Raw genomic sequence first — 19,601 nt, 5'->3', positions numbered from 1 at the left:
AGTAAAGAGATGGCAAAGAAGAAGAACACGAAGCGGAAGTTGATTGGTTTGGTCAGTGATTTGAGCGGTCACCGCACGTACTACACCACAGTCAACACCCAAAACCGCACCACAAAAGGGCAGGGCAAGCTGACGCTCCGAAAATATGATCCAGTGGCCCGCCAGCACGCAACCTACACCGAGACCAAGAAAAACCTCGGTCGCAACGAGGTCAAGCCGCGCAAGGGCTAATGACATCAAGCGAGAATCACCCCCTCAGACAGGGGTGGTTTTTTTATTTGTGGCAAACAACCAAATCAGTAGGCCGGTTTAACTCCCACACACCAATCTACCGCTGCGCCACGATCATATCAAGCAAGGTATTGACATATTCAGCCGAAGCTACCACCGACGACGCGCTGTGCTCACTCAGCATACCAGTTTTGGTAATGCGCCGCTCACGGATCAAGTCAACAATTCGCTCTGCTCGCGCTATCTCTCCTGTCTCGATATAATATTGCGCCAGCCACAAACTAGCGACCACGCTGCTATCGGGGTCATCTGCTCGGCGCTTAAACAAACCATCGACTGCCGCTAATGTTTGCACCGCCCGGCCAACCAGCTGCTTGGTCCGATCAGCCTCGCCCTCAACGCCGAACATATAGGCAGCGTATACTGCATCCATCGTCACCTCATCAGCATCACGCCCCGCCAGCTGTGTACTAATATCGTCAGCGCAGGTTCGCCACTGCACCGCATTGGCCGGGTCGTCATGTTGCTGCGCGAGTTCACTCGCCTGTTCCAGTGCCGCGCGCGACAACTGCCAAACGAACGCTGTGTCGTCGTCTGCCGCTGGATTATCCCAATTATCCGTCAAAAATGTCGCTACCTTGGCGGCCACCGATTGATATAGCTGCCGCGAGCGCTCCATGCCAACTCGTGACGTCGCAAATTGACAGAAGATAAATAGTACCGCCGCCGCGTCCCTCAAGCGCATTGGCGGCCGGTCTTGACGCCACGCAGTATCAGTCGCCACCGGCTCACCATCCGTATAATACGCCGGTGCAAAGTAGCCATCGGTCTCAAATATCCGCTGACAAGCTTCGAAAAACATCGCCGCCTCATTGCCATACCCCAGCCGAATCAGTGGCCACAGCGCGAACGCCGCGTCGCTCAGACGACAACTGCCCGCCGAGTCATCAGTGAGTACCAGCCCGGATTCATCCACGTGAGCCCGCAGGGTTAATAGGGAATTGATAAAGGCTTTGCGGTGGGCTGGCGGCAATTTCTGGGCCGCGCGAAAACCGGGACTCAGCCACTTGTGCCAGGCATCCGTCGTCCGCGCCAAGCTCCGCACCAGGCCGACACTACGCGTCTTTTCGTGCAGCCCTAGCGCTTCCTTAATCGACGTCCCCGCTGCCAACCAGTAGGTGCAGCGATCCGACGCCAACGCCGCTAGTCGCAGCGAGCAGCCCAGCACCGAGTCAGTCATGCCATACTCATGCGGACAGCCCGCTAGTTCGCCATCCTCCCCGTCGCGCCACGCTCCATCCAGCCCAGCACCAAATCGCCCGACCGTCCACCGATCAAAATCACGCCCAGCAAATGTCCGTAGGCCAGCGGCAAACGCCCGCCGCCCACGATAATGTAGCAGCGCCCGCGAGGCCTCAACATACTGCGCCGTATCAATCACTTGACCATCATCGTATAGCCGGAACGCCTGATGCAAAAACAACCGCACCTGGCGCGTCTCAGTCCGCAGATTGACCACGTGAATATTACGACCAAATACATTAACCTTGCTATCAACGAAATCATCGCACTCCAGCACCAGCCCCAATCGCTCATGTTTGAGCACCGTGTGCGCCACCAGCGCCCCCTGCGGCAGCCGCATCGTCAGCCGCCACGCGCCATCATCAATCCACGAAAACTCGCCGTCCACCCACACACCGATCCGATGCACGGCTTGTCGATTCTGGACTTCGCGGCCAACGTGCGGGAACGACAGCGAACTCACTCGACCAAACTGATCAAGCTCAACCGCCAACCTGCCATTTGCGAGAAGCACCATCAAAACCTCTCGTACCGATGCGCACTCAGCCGCCAGCGCACATCGCGAATTGCGTTAACATAATAGAGAAAGGCCTCGTACGGCGAATCGTATGGACTGAAATAGGCGTGGACGTCGCCGTCAGTAAACCACTTGGTGCACATATAGTAAAAATGATCAGACGACTGCAACCGCCGCCAGTCAGCGATCAGCTGCTCGTCACCACTCCTCAGTACATCAGCCTCCAGCTCGTACAGATACCGCAGCGCTTCTTTCTGTAAATCATTGCCATTCCACGCTGTCAAATCGCGCTCGCTATCCGCCCAGGTCACCGTCTCTGGCATGCTGATCTCACCAACCGGCTGGTGGGCCGCCAGCGCTTCCGACACCGTATAAAAGGTATTACCACTAACCCCAAGCCACGAAGCAACAAACTGATCAAAAAAGCTAAAAATACCGCTATCCGACCACTGGTGCTCGCCAAAGGTTTCATAATCCATGAACAAATTAACCAGCGGCGCCTCGGCCGTCGCCTCCATCAGCCACGTCCGATATTTTTCTGCTGTCAGCGGCCAACCCGCCCATGATCGATTGCTAAACCGAAAGGCGATATCGTCGCTCAGGCGATAGTTCTTGAGCAGCAGTCCAATCTTGTCCGTGCCAACCGGCCGATACACATAATTCGGACTGCGCCACTCCAGCACATCATCCCAACCTTCGGCCAGCACACCGCTAAAACCAGCGTTCTCCGCCCACTTAGCGAGGTCGTCATTGTACGCCAGTTCGGTATTTGCGAGCACCCTGGTCTCGACGCCAAACAGCTGACGTAGCTTCTGCTGGTGACGACGAATCTGCTCCTCAAACTCTGGCCGCGAATAAAAGAACGCCAGGCTGTGATAATACGGGCTTGATAACAATTCAACCTTGCCAGTGGCAACCAGCCGCTTAAAGCTCTCGATGACCGCCGGGTTAAAGCGCTCTGCTTGCTCGAGGAACACACCGCTGATGCCTAGCGACAGCTTGAAATCATGATGCCGCCTGAGCAGTTCCTCCAATAGGGCATTCATCCGTAGATACGACTTCTCGGCGACTTTGTGAAAAATTAACTCGTTGTTTTGGGCTGGATCATTCGTCTCGAAATAATCATGCCGCGCCGCCACGTCAAAAATACTGTATCGTCGCACCCGCCACGGCTGATGTACGTGGAGATAGAGGGTGATGCCTCGACTCATGCCCACCTCCTTTGGGCCGACGCTTGATATAGCGCGACGCACCGCTCCGCAGCATCCCGCCACGACAGCCGAGCGTATTCATCCTTGACATTACGCTTTAAGGCCGACTGCAAGCCTGGCGAGCGCGCAATATTGACGATCTCGTCCGCCAGCTTATCAACATCCCAATAATCAAACCGCATGATGTTATGGAGTACCTCGCCAACACCCGACTGCTTGCTGATGAGCAGGGCCGTATCATGATGTGCCGCCTCCAGCGCCGTCAGCCCAAACGGTTCTGACACCGAACTCATGATAAATATATCGATCAGGTAGTAGGCATCGCGCCACTGCTTGCCGCGAACAAAGCCGGTAAAAATCACCCGGTCGCTCACACCCAGCCGCGCGGCTAAGGCTACCAATTCATCCCGCTGCTCGCCATCGCCCGATAGCAAAAATGCGATCTTGTCGTAGCGCTCTAGCGCTCTGGCCGCTGCCCGCACAAAATAGGTCAGTCCTTTCTGCACCGTCAGCCGTGTCAACGCACCAACGATGGTATAACCATCGGTCTTGAGATCCTCGAGGTATTTGTATGTCGCCGTGTCGTACTCATGTGGCGGCAGATCAGCAAGGTCAATCGCATTATACACCACCTCAACCTTATCTGGCGGGATGTGATAATTCTTGACAATCATATCCTTGGTGATACGGCTAACCGCGATAATTCGATCTGCCATCATCAGCCCCTGCTGTTCAATCTCATGCACCAAGGGATTACCCGAATGCTCACCCGAGCGATCAAACTCAGTAGCATGCACATGAACAATCAACGGAGCACCCGACACCTCCTTGGCGATCACGCCGGCCTCCATCGTCAGCCAGTCGTGAGCATGAATGGCGTCCGGTGGATACATCCGAGCGAACTGCCTGACAAACTTGCCATAGCAGCGCTGCAACCGACGCATCGGTTCAAGTTCGTGCCCATCCGTATCCTCGACTTCTGGTGCGACCCCGTGATCATACGCCCCGAGATCATGATAACCCGGCGGTAGCGGCGAGGCCGCGTGAATGTTCATATGAGTAATATTCGGATGCGCCGCCGAGTAGGGCACGACAAAATCAATAGTAATACCATGCGCTGCCAGCGCCTTTGACATCTGGTAACACGCCACACCAAGGCCGCCACAATTGTGCGGAGGAAGCTCCCACCCTAGCATCAAAATTCTCATCTTATTCCCAGTATAGACCGCCGCTTATGCTTTTTCAAGCGCATCTGGCAATTTTTTCACGAGATCAAGGCATTATTTTCACAAGATACGAATTGATATGCGCTGTCAATTCTACAGCAAGCCATCAAAAAACGACTTTCATCAAGTCGTCACGCCATAAATTGTGGCAGGGGCAGTAGGAATCGAACCTACCTCTGCGGTTTTGGAGACCGCCATTCTAGCCGATGAACTATGCCCCTATCGTCTCACTGAGCGGGTTAGCGTATCTATTATAACAGAAAAAAATATTCTGCAAACTGACCCAAACTAACCATTTTGAAAAAATATGATATAAGTTATTGACAAAATAATGCTTGTGTGATAATATTGGGGAAACAACCAGTGAGGAGGATGTTATGAAATTAAGTACAAAGCTTAAGATCGTGGCGCTGTCGCTGGTCGCTGCTTTCGGAGCAGGACTGGTTTACTACGCCAACGCAGAAACAATTGACAATACCCGCGACTGTGACAAGTACGCCGTGGTGTATTGTGGTACCATGTCGGTACAAGAGATGCGCGAACGATATTTCAACAAAGGCGTATCAACAATTTACGGTGCGTTCGGTATTTCCTACGAGATGCTGAGCGGCAACTACGTTAATGGTGCAGTCTACCGTAACGGCGAGGTTCGCCTCGATAACGGCACCGTTGTCGCCACCAATGCCCGGACAGCCATCCGTAATATTAGCGGTGGTACACCGATCTCAGGCACCAACGCCAAGGTCGTCCCAGCCAGCCGTATGGGTAGCGCACAGCGGGCGTTTATCCGGCTCGATGAGCAGGGCCGCTTTAAGTTCGCCATCATGACGCCATGTGGTAACCCAGTTGTCGCCACCAACGTTGTTGTACCACCAAAACCGAAACCACAGCCAGTGGCTACTTGTAAAGCACTTGACCAGCCAGTTATTAATCGCCAGACTAACACGGTCGCCCTAAAGGCACATGCAACAGTCGAGAACGGCGCAACTGTCAAGTCATACACCTTTAGCATCACCGATGCTTCAGGCAAGGAAGTCTTCTCACGCAGCAACACTACTTCAGCGCTGACCAGCGAGACCAGCGCTACCATCAAGGAAGCGGGCACTTACACCGCTCGCGTCAAGGTCACAACCAGCCTTGGTGATCGCACCAGCAACGACTGTGTCAAGCAGTTCACCATCCAGCCAGAAACGCCAAAGGCTAACCCTGGCATCAAAATTGAGAAAAAAGTTGATGGTGTCAAGCACAAGACCGTCCAAGTTGGCAACGAATTCCCATACCAGGTAACCGTCACCAACACCGGTAACGTTGACCTGAAGAACGCTGTTGTCACCGACGATGCTCCACAGGGTGTTACCTTCCTACGGGCATCTGAGGGCACCATCCAGAACAATACTTGGAAGACAACAATCCCTGAGCTCAAACGAGGCGCCTCAAAGACCTTTACCATCACGGCAACCATCAAAGAACAAGTTACCGGTAAAGTCGTCAACACCGCCTGCGTTGATACTCCAGAGATCCCTGGCGACAAAGACGGCTGTGACAACGCAACGGTCGATGTGCCAGAAAAAGTCGAGGCCTGCAACGTCCAGACTGGTGTCATCGAGAAAGTCGAAAAGGGCAAAGAGAACACGCCACCATACACCACTGATCTGAGTAAATGTGAAAAGATCAAGGTCTGTGACGTCACTACCAAGACAATCCGCGAAGTTACCAAGAAAGAAGCCGAAGACACTAAGCGGTTCGTCGGTATCGACAGCGAAGAGTGTAATCCAAAGCCAACCACCCCAACCCCACCAACACCAACCGCATTGCCACGAACTGGTATGACCGATATGGTACTCGGTGGTCTGGGCCTGGGCGCACTGGTTACCTCAGCCCTAGCATACGTCGCCAGCCGACGCCACCTGTAAGAGACTGACCGCTCCGAGAATCTTATTCTGAAGCGCGAGGTTTCAGGCGAGAATCCCCCTTGGATAAGGGGGATTTTTTGTGTATACTAACATATATGAAACCTTTGCAACTTTCTTCTCCTCACATCATTGCCATGGTGGGCGTGCCGGGGGCGGGCAAGTCGCAATTCGCGGCTGAGTTTTCTGAGATGTTTCATGCGCCGCATTTGGACTCTGGTATCTTAGCGGCATTATCTGATGATGAGGCGGCCGTTAATTATGCGAGCGGTGCACTACTCAAAGAACTGATGAAGACCCATCAAACCATCGTGTTTGAAGGAGCAACGGAGAAGCGAGCCTGGCGGGTTGAGCTCGCCAAGACGGCCCGCGCTGCTGGTTATAAGATTCTCTTTGTCTGGGTACAGACCGACCTAGCGACCGCCAAGATGCGCTGGCTCAAGGCCAACGATAACGACGAGGCAACATTCGACGCTAAGATCAAACAATTCTCATCGCCGCACCCCAGCGAGCCATGCGTCGTCATCAGTGGTCGTCACACTTATAACACCCAAGCGCGCACCTTGCTCAAGCGCCTGGCCGACGTTCGCCCGAATACTACAGCCGCTCCGACTCAACCGCAGGCTGCCCAGGCTGATACTCCCAAACGCCGTCCGCAACGTCCAGTGTTCAGTCGTATTCGCGTTAGCTAGGAGCTATACATGCCAACGATTACTGACGCTGAATTTGGCGAAATCACGGTGAGGCGCTCGCACTTGGCGCGTCAGGTGTCACTGAAAGTCGCGCCAAACGGGCAGCTGCGGATCAGCTTGCCGACGTACGCACCGCTGCTCGCCGCAAAAATGCTTATCAAGTCATCCCGGCCGCGTATTCGCGAACTCCTGAGCGAGCATCAACAAGGTCACTACTACACGCACGATCAATCAATTGGTAAAAGTCATCACCTGATCATCGAAACCCAGCCCGCGCTCACCGAACCCATTATCAAGCGCTCCGGCACCCGCATCCTCGTCAAGCTACCGCCCGGCACCGACATTACTACTCCAGCCATCCAGCAGCGTATTCGTGAAGTCGTCATCACAGCACTACGCAAGGAAGCCAAAAGTTACCTGCCACGGCGGCTCAAGTTTCTGGCCGAGGAACACGACTTTTCCTATCAAACCGTCAAACTGACGCACGCCTCCAGCCGTTGGGGCAGCTGCTCGTCGCGCGGCACGATTAGCCTGAACATCGCACTGATGAACCTGCCGTTTGAGTTGCTTGATTATGTGCTGATTCACGAACTAGCTCACACCCGCCAGATGAATCACTCTGACGCGTTTTGGCGAGAGGTTGCGGCCATCGACCCAGCCTACAAAACGCACCGAGCGGCACTGAAAAACCATACACCGCACGTGTAGCATGTGCTATACTAAAATCATATGAGACAAGGGATGGGCAGATGGCGCATGGGGCGCAGTCAGCAGCGCGTACGCGACGAGGTGAAGGTCGCGCCAGAGCATAGCCAGATGATGACGTTGGTAAACAGCTTGACCGACGCGGTGCTAAGTACTGACGCTCACGGCGTCATTACGATTTATAATGCGGCAATGATTGGCCTGTTAGATACCAATGCCACACTCCACGGCCACCACATTAACGAGATATTTCAATTACAGACGCTTAGCGGTACACCGATCGACGTATTTGAGGAGCTTAGTAAATCACCGTCAATCCGCACTCGTGACGACCTGATCATGCCGCTCAGCGATGGCGATCATTTGCGGCTGGAGGCGACCTTTGCGCCGATTTTGGGCGGCAGCTCCAGCACTGACGGTTATGTGCTGATTCTGCGTGACGTCACCAAGATAAAAAGCCTCGAACAGGAGCGTGATGAGTTCATCAGCGTTGTTAGTCACGAACTGCGCACACCGGTGGCCATTGCCGAGGGAGCGCTTGACAATGCTCGACTGCTCGCCGAAAAAGGCTACACCCAAAAGGTGCATGAGGCGCTGGTGGCGGCGCACGATCAAGTGATGTTCCTCGCTAAAATGATCAATGACCTTGGCACCTTATCGCGCGCTGAACGTGGGGCGGCGGACGAGACGGAGACGATTAATCTGATGGAGCTGGCTAGCACGTTACACAGTGAGTTTGCGCCGCGAGCGGCCGAGAAGGGGTTGCGGTTTGACCTTGACGTGAGTGCGCAGATTGGCGTGATCAAGGTTTCGCGGCTGTACTTGACTGAGCTACTGCAAAACTTCATCATAAACGCCATTAAATACACGCCTCGTGGCGGGGTGACGCTGCGGATGCACCGGCGTAACGGTGCCGTACAATTTGCGGTAATCGATACCGGGATAGGCATCGGCAAGACTGACCAAAAAAAGATTTTCCAGCGATTTTACCGGGCCGAGGATTATCGCACCCGCGAGACCAGCGGCACCGGACTGGGACTGTACGTTGCGAGCAAATTGGCGCACAAACTCGGCTGCACCATCTCTGTCAAAAGCCGACTCAATCACGGCTCAACGTTTAGCTTTGAGCTGGCCGATCCGCCCACGTCCGCGTGAGACCGCCCTTGCAATCACGCTTCGAACACGTTACAATAGACTTGACAGTCTGCTAAGAAGCAGACTTTTAAATTGGGAGAAACTATGGCACAAAAAAACGCAGCAGAATCAAAGACGAAGGTTCGCCGCATCACCGCGAAGGATGACGAGACGAAGCAGCCGTCACCACATAAACCAAAATCAACCGCACCCACCAAAAAAACCACCAGTAAGACCACCAAAAAAACGGTGACAGCGACCAGCTCGTTGCCAAAGCAACCAAAAACCACGTCCAAAAAATCATTGAAAAAATCAGGCGACGTTGGTTATTTCAAGGGCGCGTGGCAGGAGCTCAAGCTGGTGCGCTGGCCGACTCGCTCAGCAACCTGGAGCATGACGGCGGCAGTGCTGGTGTTTACGTTGATCTTCGTGGTGCTGATCTTGCTGCTTGACGCTGGATTCAACTGGGGCTTTAATCAAATTTTGAAATAGGAAAGGGAATTTATGTCATCAAATCGCTACGATTCAACCCGCTCGTGGTACGCCATTCACACCTACTCGGGCTACGAGGAAAAGGTTGCTGAATCCATCCGCCAGCGCATCAACGGCGTCGACATGGCCGACAAAATCTTTGACGTCATGGTGCCGAAAGAAAAGCAAATTCAGATCAAAAACGGCAAACGCAAGGTTGTCGATGCCAAGATCTTTCAGGGCTATGTGCTGGTCGAGATGAAGCTGACCGACGAGACCTGGTACATCGTCCGCAACACACCGGGCGTGACTGGCTTCGTTGGTGCCGACACCACGCCAACACCGGTGTCCGACAAAGAAATTACCAAGATCAAAAAGCGTATGGGCGTCGAAGAGCCAAAGCATCAGATTGATTTCTCGGTCGGCGAAGTGGTCTCCATCATTGACGGGCCATTCAAGGGCTTTGATGGGTCGATCGCAGAAATTGACGCTATCAAGGGCAAGATCAAGGTCATGGTCAGTATGTTTGGCCGCGATACGCCGGTCGAGCTGGACGCACTGCAGGTCAAGAAAGTCTAGCCGCCTGATCATCTGGACGCGTAGCGACACACCGTCAGGCTACCAAACATCTTTGGCCTCAACTACCTCGCTACTTTTGGCGAGGTAGTGTTGCGTAGCAAAGAGGACTAGCGCCACCGTAATTACTCCCAGCAGCACCGCCGCGATCGGCCACTGCCTAGCATCATACATCGCCATGATCAGCACTGGCACCGTACCGATGCCGCACGCCAATATCTTGCCGAACAACAGGGTCGCCAGCGTCACTTGGCTGTGACATAATCGAATGCTGCGCTTCAATAGATACGAGCCGCAGCGCCCCAGCCAATACGGCAGCATCACCACCACACCCAAAACCGCCACCGTCATTACCGACATCAGTACCAGCTGCACCACCTGAAGGAGAAACGGTACCGCACGAGGCGTCGTATCGCTCGGCGTAGTGGGCGGGGCGGGCGCCGGCTGGACTGCCTCTGGCGATACACCGAGCTGCATGAGTAGGCCACTGCGCGCCAGCCACAACAACCCAGCACCGACGATAACCGCATACGTGAAGATCAACAGGCTGTAAGCGAGCGCCCCAAACATGTTGATCAGGCGACGAACTGGCTTGATGCTGCGAGCGTTCATGCTTGTATTCTAGCACAATTTTCGTTATAATACAGTGGTTACGCACAGAAAAAGTAAGAGGAAACTATGGCAAAGAAAGTTATCGGTAATCTAAAATTACGCATCCCTGCCGGACGAGCAACCGCCGGACCACCAGTCGGTTCAACCCTCGGTCAGTGGGGGCTGAATATGATGGATTTCATCAATCCGTTCAACGACGCCACCAAAGATATGATGGGCAAGGACGTTATTGTCCACATTCAGGTGTTCGAAGACCGCACCTTTACGTGGAAGAGTCTGGGGCAACCAGTCGATGACATGATCCGCGAAAAAGCCGGCATTCAAAAGGGTTCAGGCAAGCCGCACGCCGAGAAAGTTGGCACAATCACTCGCGCACAGCTTCAGGAAATTGCTGAAGCAAAAATGGATCAGCTAAACGCCATCGACATCGAAGGCGCGATGAAAGTCGTTGCTGGTTCCGCTCGCTCAATGGGCGTAGAAGTCGCCGCCTAATTTACACCTGTTCATCCAAAATTGCTCCCTGCCGTGGGAGCAATTTTATTGTGGTATAATCATTTGGTGATCATCAAAAACTTACTTGATACTGCCGTTATCGAGGCGCTGCGAGCCGATAAACTCGTCGTGGCGCCGACTGACACTATTTATGGCCTGCTCGCTCGGGCTGATACCCCGAGGGCAGTTGATGAGCTGTACCGCGTCCGCCAGCGTGACCGCACCAAATCCTGCATCATCCTGCTTAGTAGCGCCAACGATATCCCTGGCCTCACCACCAAGCAGCGGTATATCTATGACCAGCTGTACTGCGAACGGCCGACCACTATTGCTGCCAGGGTCAGCCCCGACTTTATGCCGCACCTAGTACGTACTGACGCGACCTTGGCATTTCGTGCCGTACCACCAGACACAGCATTGTCTGAGCTGATTCAGCTAGTCGGTCCACTGCTCGCACCAAGTGCTAACCCCGCGGGGCAGCCACCAGCCGCCACAATCAACGAGGCGATCGCGTATTTTGGCGATCAGGTGGCTGTCTACGTTGACAGCGGGGAAGTGACAGGGGTAATGCCTTCACGGATCATCAAATTTACTGACGACGGGCAGCTGGTTGCCTTGCGGCAATAACTTCCACTACAGCCAACCAGGCGCCCGACGTCTTGTCTCGTAACCTATGAACTACGACTGCTTGAACGGCCGCACCAGCTCTAGCTCTGGTCGCATCTCGGCGATGCGCATCAGCTCGTTGTATTTGGCGATACGCTCTGAACGCGACATCGAGCCGGTCTTGATCTGGCCGGTACCGAGCCCGACCGCCAGATGAGCAATTGTCACGTCCTCAGTCTCACCCGAGCGGTGGCTCATCACCGTATTCCAGCCGGCCTTTTTCGCCATCATCACCGCCTGAATGGTCTCGCTCAGCGTGCCGATTTGATTTGGCTTGATCAAAATCGCGTTGCCAGCCTTTTCAGCGATCGCCCGGTCCAGCCGCATTACATTCGTCACCAACAAATCATCACCAACCAGCTGCGTCGTCGAGCCAAGCTCTGTCGTCAGCGTCTGCCAGTCGTGCCAGGCTTCCTCGTCCAGTCCATCCTCGATCGACACCACCGGATACTCAGCCCGCAGCTGCTTGTACATCTTGATCATGCCATTCACGTCGAGCGTGCGATGCTCCGTCTCCAGCCGATACTGGCCATTGCCCTCATGGAATTCGCTCGAGGCCACGTCAAGAGCAAAGGCAAAGTCCTGCTCCAACTTGTAGCCAGCCTGCTGAATTGCCCGTGCCAGCAGCTTGACCGGCTCCATATTGCCGCCGCGCACATGCGGCGCGTAGCCGCCTTCGTCGCCAACGGTCGTCGGGTAGCCCTCGGCCTTGAGCACTTTCGCCAGCGCGTGAAACACCTCGGCGCTCATCCGCATCGCGTCCTCGAACGTCGATGCGCCGACTGGGATGATCATGTATTCCTGAATATCAGTAGCACCGAGCGCGTGCTGCCCGCCGTTCATCACATTGATCATCGGCATCGGCAGGCTCATCGTGCCAGCATTCGCCAGCTGATTGACATAGACAAAAAGCTCAATACCCTTAGACTCAGCCGCCGCCTTGGCAACTGCTAGGCTGACCGCTAGGATCGCGTTCGCTCCAAGCCGCCCCTTATTCAGCGTACCGTCCAGCTGCCGCATCCGCTCATCAACCCGATGTTGCGCAAATGGATCCATGCCACGCAGCGCCCGCGCAATCTCAGTGTTGACATGCTCGACCGCCTTGAGTACACCCTTGCCACCATACGCCAAGTCGCCGTCACGCAGCTCGACCGCCTCGTGCGAACCAGTGCTGGCGCCCGACGGCACCGCCGCCCGCCCGAATGAGCCATCGCTCAGCCGAACATCGGCCTCCACCGTCGGATTGCCCCGAGAATCTAAAATTTGTCGTGCGTGAATGTCTGTGATTGTGATATTGTTCATACTCGCTATTGTAGCAGAGATAAAAGAGCAGGGGCAAGCGGGTTACGACCTTCGCCTCACTCGTACAGGCTCTATGTTTCCCTCTCTGCTACTTTGCCGAGGTAGTGCAGGGCTATCACATACCGTCACTCGTACTAAACGACCCGTCTTTGTCGGAAATTGAGCTGTTGTCGGACCGGGACACTTCTCGGCAAACTGCAGTACATAATTTCTAGATTTATCAATCTCATCAAAACGGTCCGCTGCTTGATTACGTAGATCTTTATTAAGTTCTCCTAGGACCTCAGGATCCAGATCTGCAACATCAATCTGCACGCCATCATCTCGAAAAAGTTGAATATTTGGATTATTGCTCAGCCCCTTTAGAGCTAACTCTGCAGCCTCTTGGGCAGAGCCCGCCGTCTATTCTCCACGTTCTCGCAAGCCGGTCCAGCAATCGGACAGTCCTTGCACCTACCTAAAAATTCCGCCTTACTCATAGTTACATAATTGTACCGCTACATTGCAAGTATGTCAAATTACTTGCAGAATAACGTGCTACCATCTATACTTGTGGTTAATTATGGGAGAAAGACGTTATCATTCACCAATAGCCGATGGGCTGTCTATCCTGAGCAGTCCAAGCTTTCAGCGAGGAGTTGATGAGGCTAATCATGCACTCGCCACCAAAACAGAAGTGACGAAGAGAGGAGAGCACCTCCCACCGGATAGGGATCCCGAAAACATAATCAAGCGGCACATCATCCCACACTTTCCGGACGACTACATCGGCTCACCAGTGACTATCACGAATGTTACTGAAGGCAATAGACTAGCTGTTTGTCAACTGAGAGGAAAGCTCCTGCTACCAGAGGCTAAAACATTTACAGTCAATAAGCACCCACAAACACTGGCAGCGCTGGCTATTCGTTCCTGGGAAGGTACGCATCATTTTCCGCTCTCCCAAGAGACAGTCGGCAATATTCTCCAATTTGATGTTCATCTACCAGCTGATTTGCTAGCAAATTATTTTTCGGCTCAAGCCACAAATCCCGAGATACACGAGACAATACTCGACATAGAAAATGCCGCCAAATATGCCGGCTCACCCGCTGACCGTGCTGCGATAATCGCTCGGGGCGTACAAACATTGACTCAGCAATTGGGCGAAGATTTCTATAAGAGTGGGTCGTTTTCCGGTGAAGGGTCTACATTTACAAGTGAGGGGACTAGACTTCCGTATAGTAAATTTAACGACATGAGATCCACCGGCTTTAGTGTAATTACCGACCACACCAATGATGAGCCAGCTCCGCGGGTTGCCCTTTCGCTGGACGATGACGATAGCACTATTTATGTTATCCCAGACCGTCGTTTCCTCTCGAAGTTAATGCGCCATAACAGCGGCGACACAGATGCTCTCGCAGCATAAACCATAGTTGCTTTACTGCATTATTTCAGGTATAATTTCACTATTATCAAATCAATGCTGGGAGGCAGATTCGCCCGAGATCGCGAGTCGCCGCTTGTACCACAGAAAGGATTAGTATGGCCAAGAAAGCCGAGCTGCTGGAAAAAGCAGCAGAACTAAAATTAGCAGTCAGCGAAAAGAACACTATCGCTGAGATTGAGGCGGCAATTGCCGAAGCTGAAGCAGGCACGCCTGAGAGCAGTAAGCCGCACGATACCAAAGATAAAGACGTTATCGCCGAGCGCGAAGCTGTCGTCGCCAAGGCTGGCAAGCGCAGCCAAAAAGCCCTCGACGAAGCCGAAGCTAAGGCCGAAAAGGAAGCCCGCAAAGAAGCCGGCGACACCACGCCGCAGTCCGACGACGCCGAAGCGCATGTTAAGAAAGGCCCGAAGCCGATCACGCGTCCGCGCCTGGAGCGCCGCGGCAAGAAATACCAAGAGGCTGCGAAGAAGATTGAGAAAAATAAACTGTACAGTCTTGACGAAGCGCTAAAACTGGCGACTGAGACCAGCCCGGTCAAATTCGACGCCAGCGTTGAAATCCATGTTCGCCTGGGCGTCGATCCGCGCCAAGCCGACCAGAACGTCCGCTCGACCGTAGCACTGCCACACGGCACTGGTAAAGACGTTCGCGTGGCAGTTTTCGCGCCAGAAACCGAACATGCCGCTGCTAAAAAAGCCGGCGCTGACATCATCGGCGACGAGGAGTTCCTGAAGCAGCTGGATAAGGAAGAATTGAACTTTGATATCTTAGTCGCCACGCCGCAATATATGCCGAAACTTGGCAAGTACGCTCGGCTACTCGGCCCGCGTGGTTTGATGCCAAATCCAAAATCCGGCACCGTCGCCACCGACGTCGCTAAAGCGGTGTCCGAAGCCAAGGCCGGCAAGGTCGAGTACCGCGTCGATAAGCAGGCCATCGTCCACTTGGCAGTTGGTAAAGTGTCGTTTGGCGCCGACAAACTGGCGGAAAACACCCGCGCTTTCCTCGCCAGCCTGAACACCCAAAAGCCGTCCAGCCTTAAGGGCATTTACGTCAAATCTATCGCCGTCGCCACCACTATGGGGCCGAGTGTAAAGGTTGAAACTAGTTTGTAATATTGGTTTCGCGCGCGACGCACCCAAAATAGAATAACTCCGCCCAAGAAATCTAGCGGAGTTATTTTATGCCAATATTAACCTAAACTGCTCCGCGAGCCTACTTCACCATACTTTCCAAGCTATCTGCAGTAAAACTTCTGTCGTTATCTCCGTTACCAGCAATCGTTTCCTTGGTCAAACTGTACCGACCTTTGTCGTCACGCACAGCAATCGCCGTCCCGCCAGATAGCGGATAATATTTACCATCACGCCCATGCGAAGCAAATACCAGAATGCGGTCGCCTTTTTTTAAGGCTGGCACGCCCTCTATAACATAGTTAGTCTTGTCTTCGATACCACCCATAAGAGCAATAGTTGCCGACTTAACTCTAGCGTCCCCCTTGATAACTCTTGTCAGCTCAATGACATAGTCAGTGTGCACATCTGGTGGCACATTCTCATCAGCCACGTCGCGAACTGACCGTACCGTTCCGTTGTCCATAACCACCGCTTCTGCCACCAGCGAAGTCTCTTTTGCATTGATCATTGACTCCACAGACCCGTAGACAGGATGCATAGTAGACATCTGCACTGTCCGCATTGGCGTATTTTTGCGAGTATTAACCTGATAAAATGATATTAGACATAGGACAATAGTAACAGCCAATAATAACACTGCTATCATTAAGATAGACGCTTTTTTCTTGTTCACTAAACTATCTCCATGACGATTATTTTTATTCATATTACCCTCTTTTCTAGCGTACCAATTAATTATATAGATTATTTATCTGACCTCGGTCGTACGGCATCGGCGTATTGTACCAAGGATTCGCCCTCCTTTATGATAAAACTACCATCCCATGCCTCGAGTTTATTATAGCGCTTATAGTTTTCCAAGGTTAGCCAGTCAAGCCCGTATTAAGGTGCGTTCTTTATATTGCAACAGCTTGATTATGCAATTGATAACCACGAAGCATACGGTGTCTGGGGGTAAAAATCCATTAAAATAAAGCCAACATTGTCTTGCATCCCGTTGTCATTTCTGCTACAATTCTAAGGAACATTACCAAAGACAGCGGCGATTTGTATAAAAACAGATGTAAAAATGCCGCCGAGGGATGAAACAAAACTGTTTTAATCACGTCTTTGGTAGTGCGAGAATCAAAGACGTTTTTATTTGCCCAGTTAAAACTTGGGCAGACCAGAACCAGATTCTCCATTACCGCACGTTAACAAATCGGTCGAATCACACAAATTAGCTCAATCAAAGAAAGGATTTTTATGGCAATTTCACGCGATAAAAAACAAACTTTGGTTGCTGAACTAACCGAGCTTCTCAAAGACGCCAAAGGTACGGCATTTGCGCGGTACCAGGGTCTGAGCGTGGCTGAATTGCAAGAGCTGCGCAAGGCCGCTCGCGAAGCAAACGTCGTCATCAAGGTGGTCAAAAACCGCTTGGTACGCGTAGCATTGCAGGACATTGACACCTACAAAGAGACCGGCACTGACTTATTAGCAGGCCAATTGGTTTACGCCATTAGCGCCGAAGATGAGGTCATGCCAGCCAAGGTTCTGGACACGTTTGCAAAGACGCATCCAGCACTGCAGTTGGCCGGTGGCTTCTCAGGTGAAGGCCTGAGCATCAACGAAGCTGACATCAAAGCGCTGGCAGGCTTGCCAAGCAAAGACCAGCTCATCGCCGAAGTGGTGGCACAGCTGCTCTCACCAGTCCACGACACCGTGGGCGCACTTGGCGGCAATTTGCACGGCTTACTGGACGGCATCGAAGCCAAAGCTACGGCTTAAGTTTAGCAATCAATCATCTCGAGTTATTCGGTCTTCATAAGTCTCCAGTAAAGCGTTGCAGCCCGAGCGCCCCTGAAGGCGCCCGGCGCGAAAAGAGGAGGCGTTGAAGATTGGATAACTCGAGATGATCACTAATTAATAATCTAAGGAGAATACCATGGCTGATATTAAAAAATTGGCTGATGAACTGGTCAAATTGACAGTTCTGGAAGTTAACGAATTGAAAAACCACTTGAAAGAAGAATACGGCATCGAGCCAGCTGCTGCTGCAGTGGCTGTTGCTGGTCCAGCTGCTGGTGGCGAGGCTGCCGCAGAAGACGAGAAAACTGAGTTCACCGTCACCCTAAAGGACGCGGGTGCTCAAAAAGTCGCTGTCATTAAGGCAGTCAAGGAAATCACCGGCTTGGGCCTCGGCGAGTCAAAGGCCATCGTCGACGGCGCACCAGCACCAGTCAAGGAAAAGGTGTCAAAGGACGAAGCTGAAGCTGCCAAGAAGACGCTCGAGGATGCAGGCGCTAGCGTTGAGTTAAGCTAATTTTTGCGTGAAACAACCGATTGTTTTCGTAGAGAAATGCCGCCCGGAGCTTATATCACGGGCGGTGTTTTATTGGCAAGGGTAAAAATTACCACATTTTTACCTGACTATCTGTTGTCCTTGTGGAAAGACAAGCCGTTAGCTGATGCGAATAGGCCAGCGGGACTTGCACACTCACATAATTAGTGCTATATTACTCTCACGTACTATCAAAAATAGACAAGGAATGCGAGCCATATGTCTGATTTACCGGAAAAGCAAGTGAAGCGCCTCAGGACGCTCATCCAAGAAGCAGAAACCAACTTAGCGGCAGCCAAGGAGCTGCTGATTAGCATCGTTGGTGACGATGGGCAAGTCGTTACGCCGAAAACCTCGTCGGACGATGTCGCTGGCAAGGTGATTGAGGGCGTGTTTGATGGTCAAATGATGATGGGGCCTGATGGCAAGAATTATCCAATCCCCGCGAACTATGCCTCAAAGTCCAAGCTCGTCGAGGGCGACATCTTGAAATTAACCATCGCCGAAGACGGCAGCTTTATCTACAAGCAAATCGGCCCGGTCTCGCGCAAACAAGTCATCGGCACGCTCGTCCAGCACGACGGCGTTTACTACGTCGAGGCTAACGGCCGTGAATATCGCATCCTGCTCGCCAGCGTCACGTTTTTCCGCATCGAAGTCGGCGACCAAGTTACCATCATCATCCCTGATGACAATCCGGACGCCACATGGGCAGCTGTCGAAGCGCCGCTATAAACATGCCTGATAACTTTTTGCTCGTTTATGCTAGCTTTAACACTGATAACCAGCCGTTTATCGACTGTCAAATCGGCGATGAGATTAAGCGGCGGGAATTGTTTGGGCGAAAGTTGTCGCTCGAGTTTGATTTCTCGACCAAATATTGTACCGGCGGGTGAATTTTGAGAATCATTGCGGCCAAGCGTGCCCAGAGCAGGCAATAGCGGAGACAAAATATGAGAACTGCATCAAATGCCGTGACCGAAGAGGGTTTAATCCAGCATTTTATCATGCTAACTCGGTGTTAACCCGGCAGGAAAAAATCAATCAGCAGCCGCACTTCGTCTATCTGGCATATTTCGCGCCGGGAGCCATTAAAGTCGGTATCTCGCAGGAAAAGCGCGGTATTCGGCGACTGTTGGAACAGGGGGCACGGCTGGCGTTGAAACTAGAGACGTTTACTTCGGCGTTGATCGCCCGGCAATATGAGGCGAAAATTGCCAGTCTGAGTGGCATCATGGAAACAGTGGCCGCCAGCAAAAAACTGGGGCTGATCAAACACCCACTGGACACTGCGGCAGCAGAAAAAACCTTGGCTGATGCATTGGTGCGCATTCACCACCAATTGGGGCTGGATTTCCCAAACCGAGAATTCATCACATGTGAAGATTATTTTCACACGGATGGCCGCGATCTTAGTAGTGTGATTGACATGACAGGGAACAGTACCATGGCCGGCACAGTCGTCAGTATCATCGGCCCGATCCTCATCACCGACTACGACGGGCAGCTACTGGCATACAACGTGAAAAAGTTCATCGGCTACCAAGCCCAGGCAGTTGACGGCGCCATTGACATCGCAATACCCAGCACGCAGCTGGCGCTGTTTTAATGTGTGCTCGCGAGGCGAGTCGTCTTTAAATCAACTGCCAAACAGCTTACTAAT

22 protein-coding genes, 1 tRNA gene and 1 other annotated feature are annotated in these 19,601 nt (G+C 52.8%); of the genes, 16 read left to right on the top strand and 7 right to left on the bottom strand.

Annotated features, from left to right (window positions below):
* The first annotated feature begins 9 nt into the window (after window positions 1-9).
* Window positions 10-231, top strand: coding sequence for a 50S ribosomal protein L33 (rpmG, locus tag GWK77_02180; GenBank protein ID QHU92978.1), 222 nt, complete (start codon window positions 10-12; stop codon window positions 229-231).
* Between the two features lie 97 nt (window positions 232-328).
* Here rpmG and GWK77_02175 read toward each other — a convergent pair whose 3' ends face one another.
* From GWK77_02175 to GWK77_02160, 4 genes are all read right to left on the bottom strand, one after another.
* Complete coding sequence (locus tag GWK77_02175) at window positions 329-2,050, bottom strand: hypothetical protein (protein ID QHU92977.1); 1,722 nt, start codon at window positions 2,048-2,050, stop codon at window positions 329-331.
* Window positions 2,050-3,267 carry a polysaccharide deacetylase family protein gene (locus GWK77_02170; GenBank protein ID QHU92976.1) on the bottom strand — a complete coding sequence of 406 codons (1,218 nt, stop codon included), beginning with the start codon at window positions 3,265-3,267 and terminating at the stop codon, window positions 2,050-2,052. The genes GWK77_02175 and GWK77_02170 overlap by 1 nt, the downstream gene beginning before the upstream one ends.
* Window positions 3,258-4,469, bottom strand: coding sequence for a glycosyltransferase (locus GWK77_02165; GenBank protein ID QHU92975.1), 1,212 nt, complete (start codon window positions 4,467-4,469; stop codon window positions 3,258-3,260). The genes GWK77_02170 and GWK77_02165 overlap by 10 nt, the downstream gene beginning before the upstream one ends.
* Before the next feature lie 164 nt (window positions 4,470-4,633).
* Window positions 4,634-4,708 (bottom strand) — tRNA-Trp (locus GWK77_02160).
* Between the two features lie 156 nt (window positions 4,709-4,864).
* Between GWK77_02160 and GWK77_02155 the strand changes: the two genes are divergently transcribed.
* From GWK77_02155 to nusG, 6 genes are all read left to right on the top strand, one after another.
* Window positions 4,865-6,400, top strand: coding sequence for a DUF11 domain-containing protein (locus GWK77_02155; GenBank protein ID QHU92974.1), 1,536 nt, complete (start codon window positions 4,865-4,867; stop codon window positions 6,398-6,400).
* Between the two features lie 95 nt (window positions 6,401-6,495).
* On the top strand, window positions 6,496-7,089 hold the full coding sequence (locus GWK77_02150; protein QHU92973.1) for an AAA family ATPase: 594 nt from the start codon (window positions 6,496-6,498) through the stop codon (window positions 7,087-7,089).
* A gap of 9 nt (window positions 7,090-7,098) precedes the next feature.
* Window positions 7,099-7,797, top strand: a complete 699-nt coding sequence (locus tag GWK77_02145) for a DUF45 domain-containing protein (GenBank protein ID QHU92972.1) — start codon at window positions 7,099-7,101, stop codon at window positions 7,795-7,797.
* A 21-nt stretch (window positions 7,798-7,818) separates the two neighbouring features.
* On the top strand, window positions 7,819-8,949 hold the full coding sequence (locus GWK77_02140; GenBank protein ID QHU92971.1) for a hypothetical protein: 1,131 nt from the start codon (window positions 7,819-7,821) through the stop codon (window positions 8,947-8,949).
* 84 nt (window positions 8,950-9,033) lie between these two features.
* Entirely contained in the window at window positions 9,034-9,420 is a 387-nt protein-coding gene (gene secE, locus GWK77_02135) for a preprotein translocase subunit SecE (GenBank protein QHU92970.1), read from the top strand.
* Window positions 9,421-9,432: 12 nt separating this feature from the next.
* Complete coding sequence (nusG, locus tag GWK77_02130) at window positions 9,433-9,978, top strand: transcription termination/antitermination protein NusG (GenBank protein QHU92969.1); 546 nt, start codon at window positions 9,433-9,435, stop codon at window positions 9,976-9,978.
* Between the two features lie 39 nt (window positions 9,979-10,017).
* Here nusG and GWK77_02125 read toward each other — a convergent pair whose 3' ends face one another.
* Window positions 10,018-10,587, bottom strand: coding sequence for a hypothetical protein (locus tag GWK77_02125; protein QHU92968.1), 570 nt, complete (start codon window positions 10,585-10,587; stop codon window positions 10,018-10,020).
* A 66-nt stretch (window positions 10,588-10,653) separates the two neighbouring features.
* On the opposite strand from GWK77_02125, the gene rplK reads away from it, so the two are divergent.
* Both rplK and GWK77_02115 read left to right on the top strand, forming a co-directional pair.
* Window positions 10,654-11,079 carry a 50S ribosomal protein L11 gene (rplK, locus tag GWK77_02120; GenBank protein QHU92967.1) on the top strand — a complete coding sequence of 142 codons (426 nt, stop codon included), beginning with the start codon at window positions 10,654-10,656 and terminating at the stop codon, window positions 11,077-11,079.
* A gap of 66 nt (window positions 11,080-11,145) precedes the next feature.
* Window positions 11,146-11,706 carry a hypothetical protein gene (locus tag GWK77_02115; GenBank protein ID QHU92966.1) on the top strand — a complete coding sequence of 187 codons (561 nt, stop codon included), beginning with the start codon at window positions 11,146-11,148 and terminating at the stop codon, window positions 11,704-11,706.
* Between the two features lie 51 nt (window positions 11,707-11,757).
* Here GWK77_02115 and GWK77_02110 read toward each other — a convergent pair whose 3' ends face one another.
* Window positions 11,758-13,047, bottom strand: a complete 1,290-nt coding sequence (locus GWK77_02110) for a phosphopyruvate hydratase (protein QHU92965.1) — start codon at window positions 13,045-13,047, stop codon at window positions 11,758-11,760.
* A 562-nt stretch (window positions 13,048-13,609) separates the two neighbouring features.
* Between GWK77_02110 and GWK77_02105 the strand changes: the two genes are divergently transcribed.
* Both GWK77_02105 and rplA read left to right on the top strand, forming a co-directional pair.
* Window positions 13,610-14,458: a hypothetical protein gene (locus GWK77_02105; protein ID QHU92964.1), complete on the top strand. Its 849-nt coding sequence runs from the start codon at window positions 13,610-13,612 to the stop codon at window positions 14,456-14,458.
* Between the two features lie 449 nt (window positions 14,459-14,907).
* Entirely contained in the window at window positions 14,908-15,594 is a 687-nt protein-coding gene (gene rplA / locus GWK77_02100) for a 50S ribosomal protein L1 (protein ID QHU93416.1), read from the top strand.
* Window positions 15,595-15,694: 100 nt separating this feature from the next.
* Here the strand turns inward: rplA and GWK77_02095 are convergent, their stop codons facing one another.
* The gene (locus tag GWK77_02095) at window positions 15,695-16,123 is read right to left on the bottom strand and encodes a hypothetical protein (GenBank protein ID QHU92963.1); all 429 of its coding nucleotides are present in this window, start codon (window positions 16,121-16,123) and stop codon (window positions 15,695-15,697) included.
* A 504-nt stretch (window positions 16,124-16,627) separates the two neighbouring features.
* Window positions 16,628-16,764: a sequence feature (ribosomal protein L10 leader region), on the top strand.
* Window positions 16,765-16,860: 96 nt separating this feature from the next.
* Here GWK77_02095 and rplJ point away from each other — a divergent pair.
* The 5 genes from rplJ (at window position 16,861) to GWK77_02070 (ending at window position 19,547) form a co-directional block, all read left to right on the top strand.
* A complete protein-coding gene (gene rplJ, locus GWK77_02090) occupies window positions 16,861-17,385 on the top strand; it encodes a 50S ribosomal protein L10 (GenBank protein QHU92962.1) in 525 nt (174 codons plus the stop codon).
* Between the two features lie 157 nt (window positions 17,386-17,542).
* Window positions 17,543-17,920, top strand: a complete 378-nt coding sequence (gene rplL / locus GWK77_02085; GenBank protein QHU92961.1) for a 50S ribosomal protein L7/L12 — start codon at window positions 17,543-17,545, stop codon at window positions 17,918-17,920.
* A 237-nt stretch (window positions 17,921-18,157) separates the two neighbouring features.
* The gene (locus GWK77_02080) at window positions 18,158-18,673 is read left to right on the top strand and encodes a hypothetical protein (protein QHU92960.1); all 516 of its coding nucleotides are present in this window, start codon (window positions 18,158-18,160) and stop codon (window positions 18,671-18,673) included.
* 2 nt (window positions 18,674-18,675) lie between these two features.
* On the top strand, window positions 18,676-18,834 hold the full coding sequence (locus tag GWK77_02075; GenBank protein QHU92959.1) for a hypothetical protein: 159 nt from the start codon (window positions 18,676-18,678) through the stop codon (window positions 18,832-18,834).
* A complete protein-coding gene (locus GWK77_02070; GenBank protein ID QHU92958.1) occupies window positions 18,831-19,547 on the top strand; it encodes a DUF2797 domain-containing protein in 717 nt (238 codons plus the stop codon). The genes GWK77_02075 and GWK77_02070 overlap by 4 nt, the downstream gene beginning before the upstream one ends.
* Window positions 19,548-19,601 lie beyond the last annotated feature (54 nt).

It is taken from the genome of Candidatus Saccharibacteria bacterium oral taxon 488, assembly GCA_010202645.1.
Taxonomy (GTDB): Bacteria; Patescibacteriota; Saccharimonadia; order Saccharimonadales; family Saccharimonadaceae; genus Nanosynbacter.
This window is presented reverse-complemented; position numbering and strand designations above follow the sequence as displayed.

Bases quoted from the DNA above. Each gene is read 5' to 3' on its own strand.
- rpmG (QHU92978.1), top strand. From the start codon at position 10: ATGGCAAAGAAGAAGAACACGAAGCGGAAGTTGATTGGTTTGGTCAGT.
- GWK77_02175 (QHU92977.1), bottom strand. From the start codon at position 2,050: ATGGTGCTTCTCGCAAATGGCAGGTTGGCGGTTGAGCTTGATCAGTTT.
- GWK77_02165 (QHU92975.1), bottom strand. From the start codon at position 4,469: ATGAGAATTTTGATGCTAGGGTGGGAGCTTCCTCCGCACAATTGTGGC.
- GWK77_02155 (QHU92974.1), top strand. From the start codon at position 4,865: ATGAAATTAAGTACAAAGCTTAAGATCGTGGCGCTGTCGCTGGTCGCT.
- GWK77_02150 (QHU92973.1), top strand. From the start codon at position 6,496: ATGAAACCTTTGCAACTTTCTTCTCCTCACATCATTGCCATGGTGGGC.
- GWK77_02145 (QHU92972.1), top strand. From the start codon at position 7,099: ATGCCAACGATTACTGACGCTGAATTTGGCGAAATCACGGTGAGGCGC.
- GWK77_02140 (QHU92971.1), top strand. From the start codon at position 7,819: ATGAGACAAGGGATGGGCAGATGGCGCATGGGGCGCAGTCAGCAGCGC.
- secE (QHU92970.1), top strand. From the start codon at position 9,034: ATGGCACAAAAAAACGCAGCAGAATCAAAGACGAAGGTTCGCCGCATC.
- nusG (QHU92969.1), top strand. From the start codon at position 9,433: ATGTCATCAAATCGCTACGATTCAACCCGCTCGTGGTACGCCATTCAC.
- GWK77_02125 (QHU92968.1), bottom strand. From the start codon at position 10,587: ATGAACGCTCGCAGCATCAAGCCAGTTCGTCGCCTGATCAACATGTTT.
- rplK (QHU92967.1), top strand. From the start codon at position 10,654: ATGGCAAAGAAAGTTATCGGTAATCTAAAATTACGCATCCCTGCCGGA.
- GWK77_02110 (QHU92965.1), bottom strand. From the start codon at position 13,047: ATGAACAATATCACAATCACAGACATTCACGCACGACAAATTTTAGAT.
- GWK77_02105 (QHU92964.1), top strand. From the start codon at position 13,610: ATGGGAGAAAGACGTTATCATTCACCAATAGCCGATGGGCTGTCTATC.
- GWK77_02095 (QHU92963.1), bottom strand. From the start codon at position 16,123: ATGATCAATGCAAAAGAGACTTCGCTGGTGGCAGAAGCGGTGGTTATG.
- rplJ (QHU92962.1), top strand. From the start codon at position 16,861: ATGGCAATTTCACGCGATAAAAAACAAACTTTGGTTGCTGAACTAACC.
- rplL (QHU92961.1), top strand. From the start codon at position 17,543: ATGGCTGATATTAAAAAATTGGCTGATGAACTGGTCAAATTGACAGTT.
- GWK77_02080 (QHU92960.1), top strand. From the start codon at position 18,158: ATGTCTGATTTACCGGAAAAGCAAGTGAAGCGCCTCAGGACGCTCATC.
- GWK77_02075 (QHU92959.1), top strand. From the start codon at position 18,676: ATGCCTGATAACTTTTTGCTCGTTTATGCTAGCTTTAACACTGATAAC.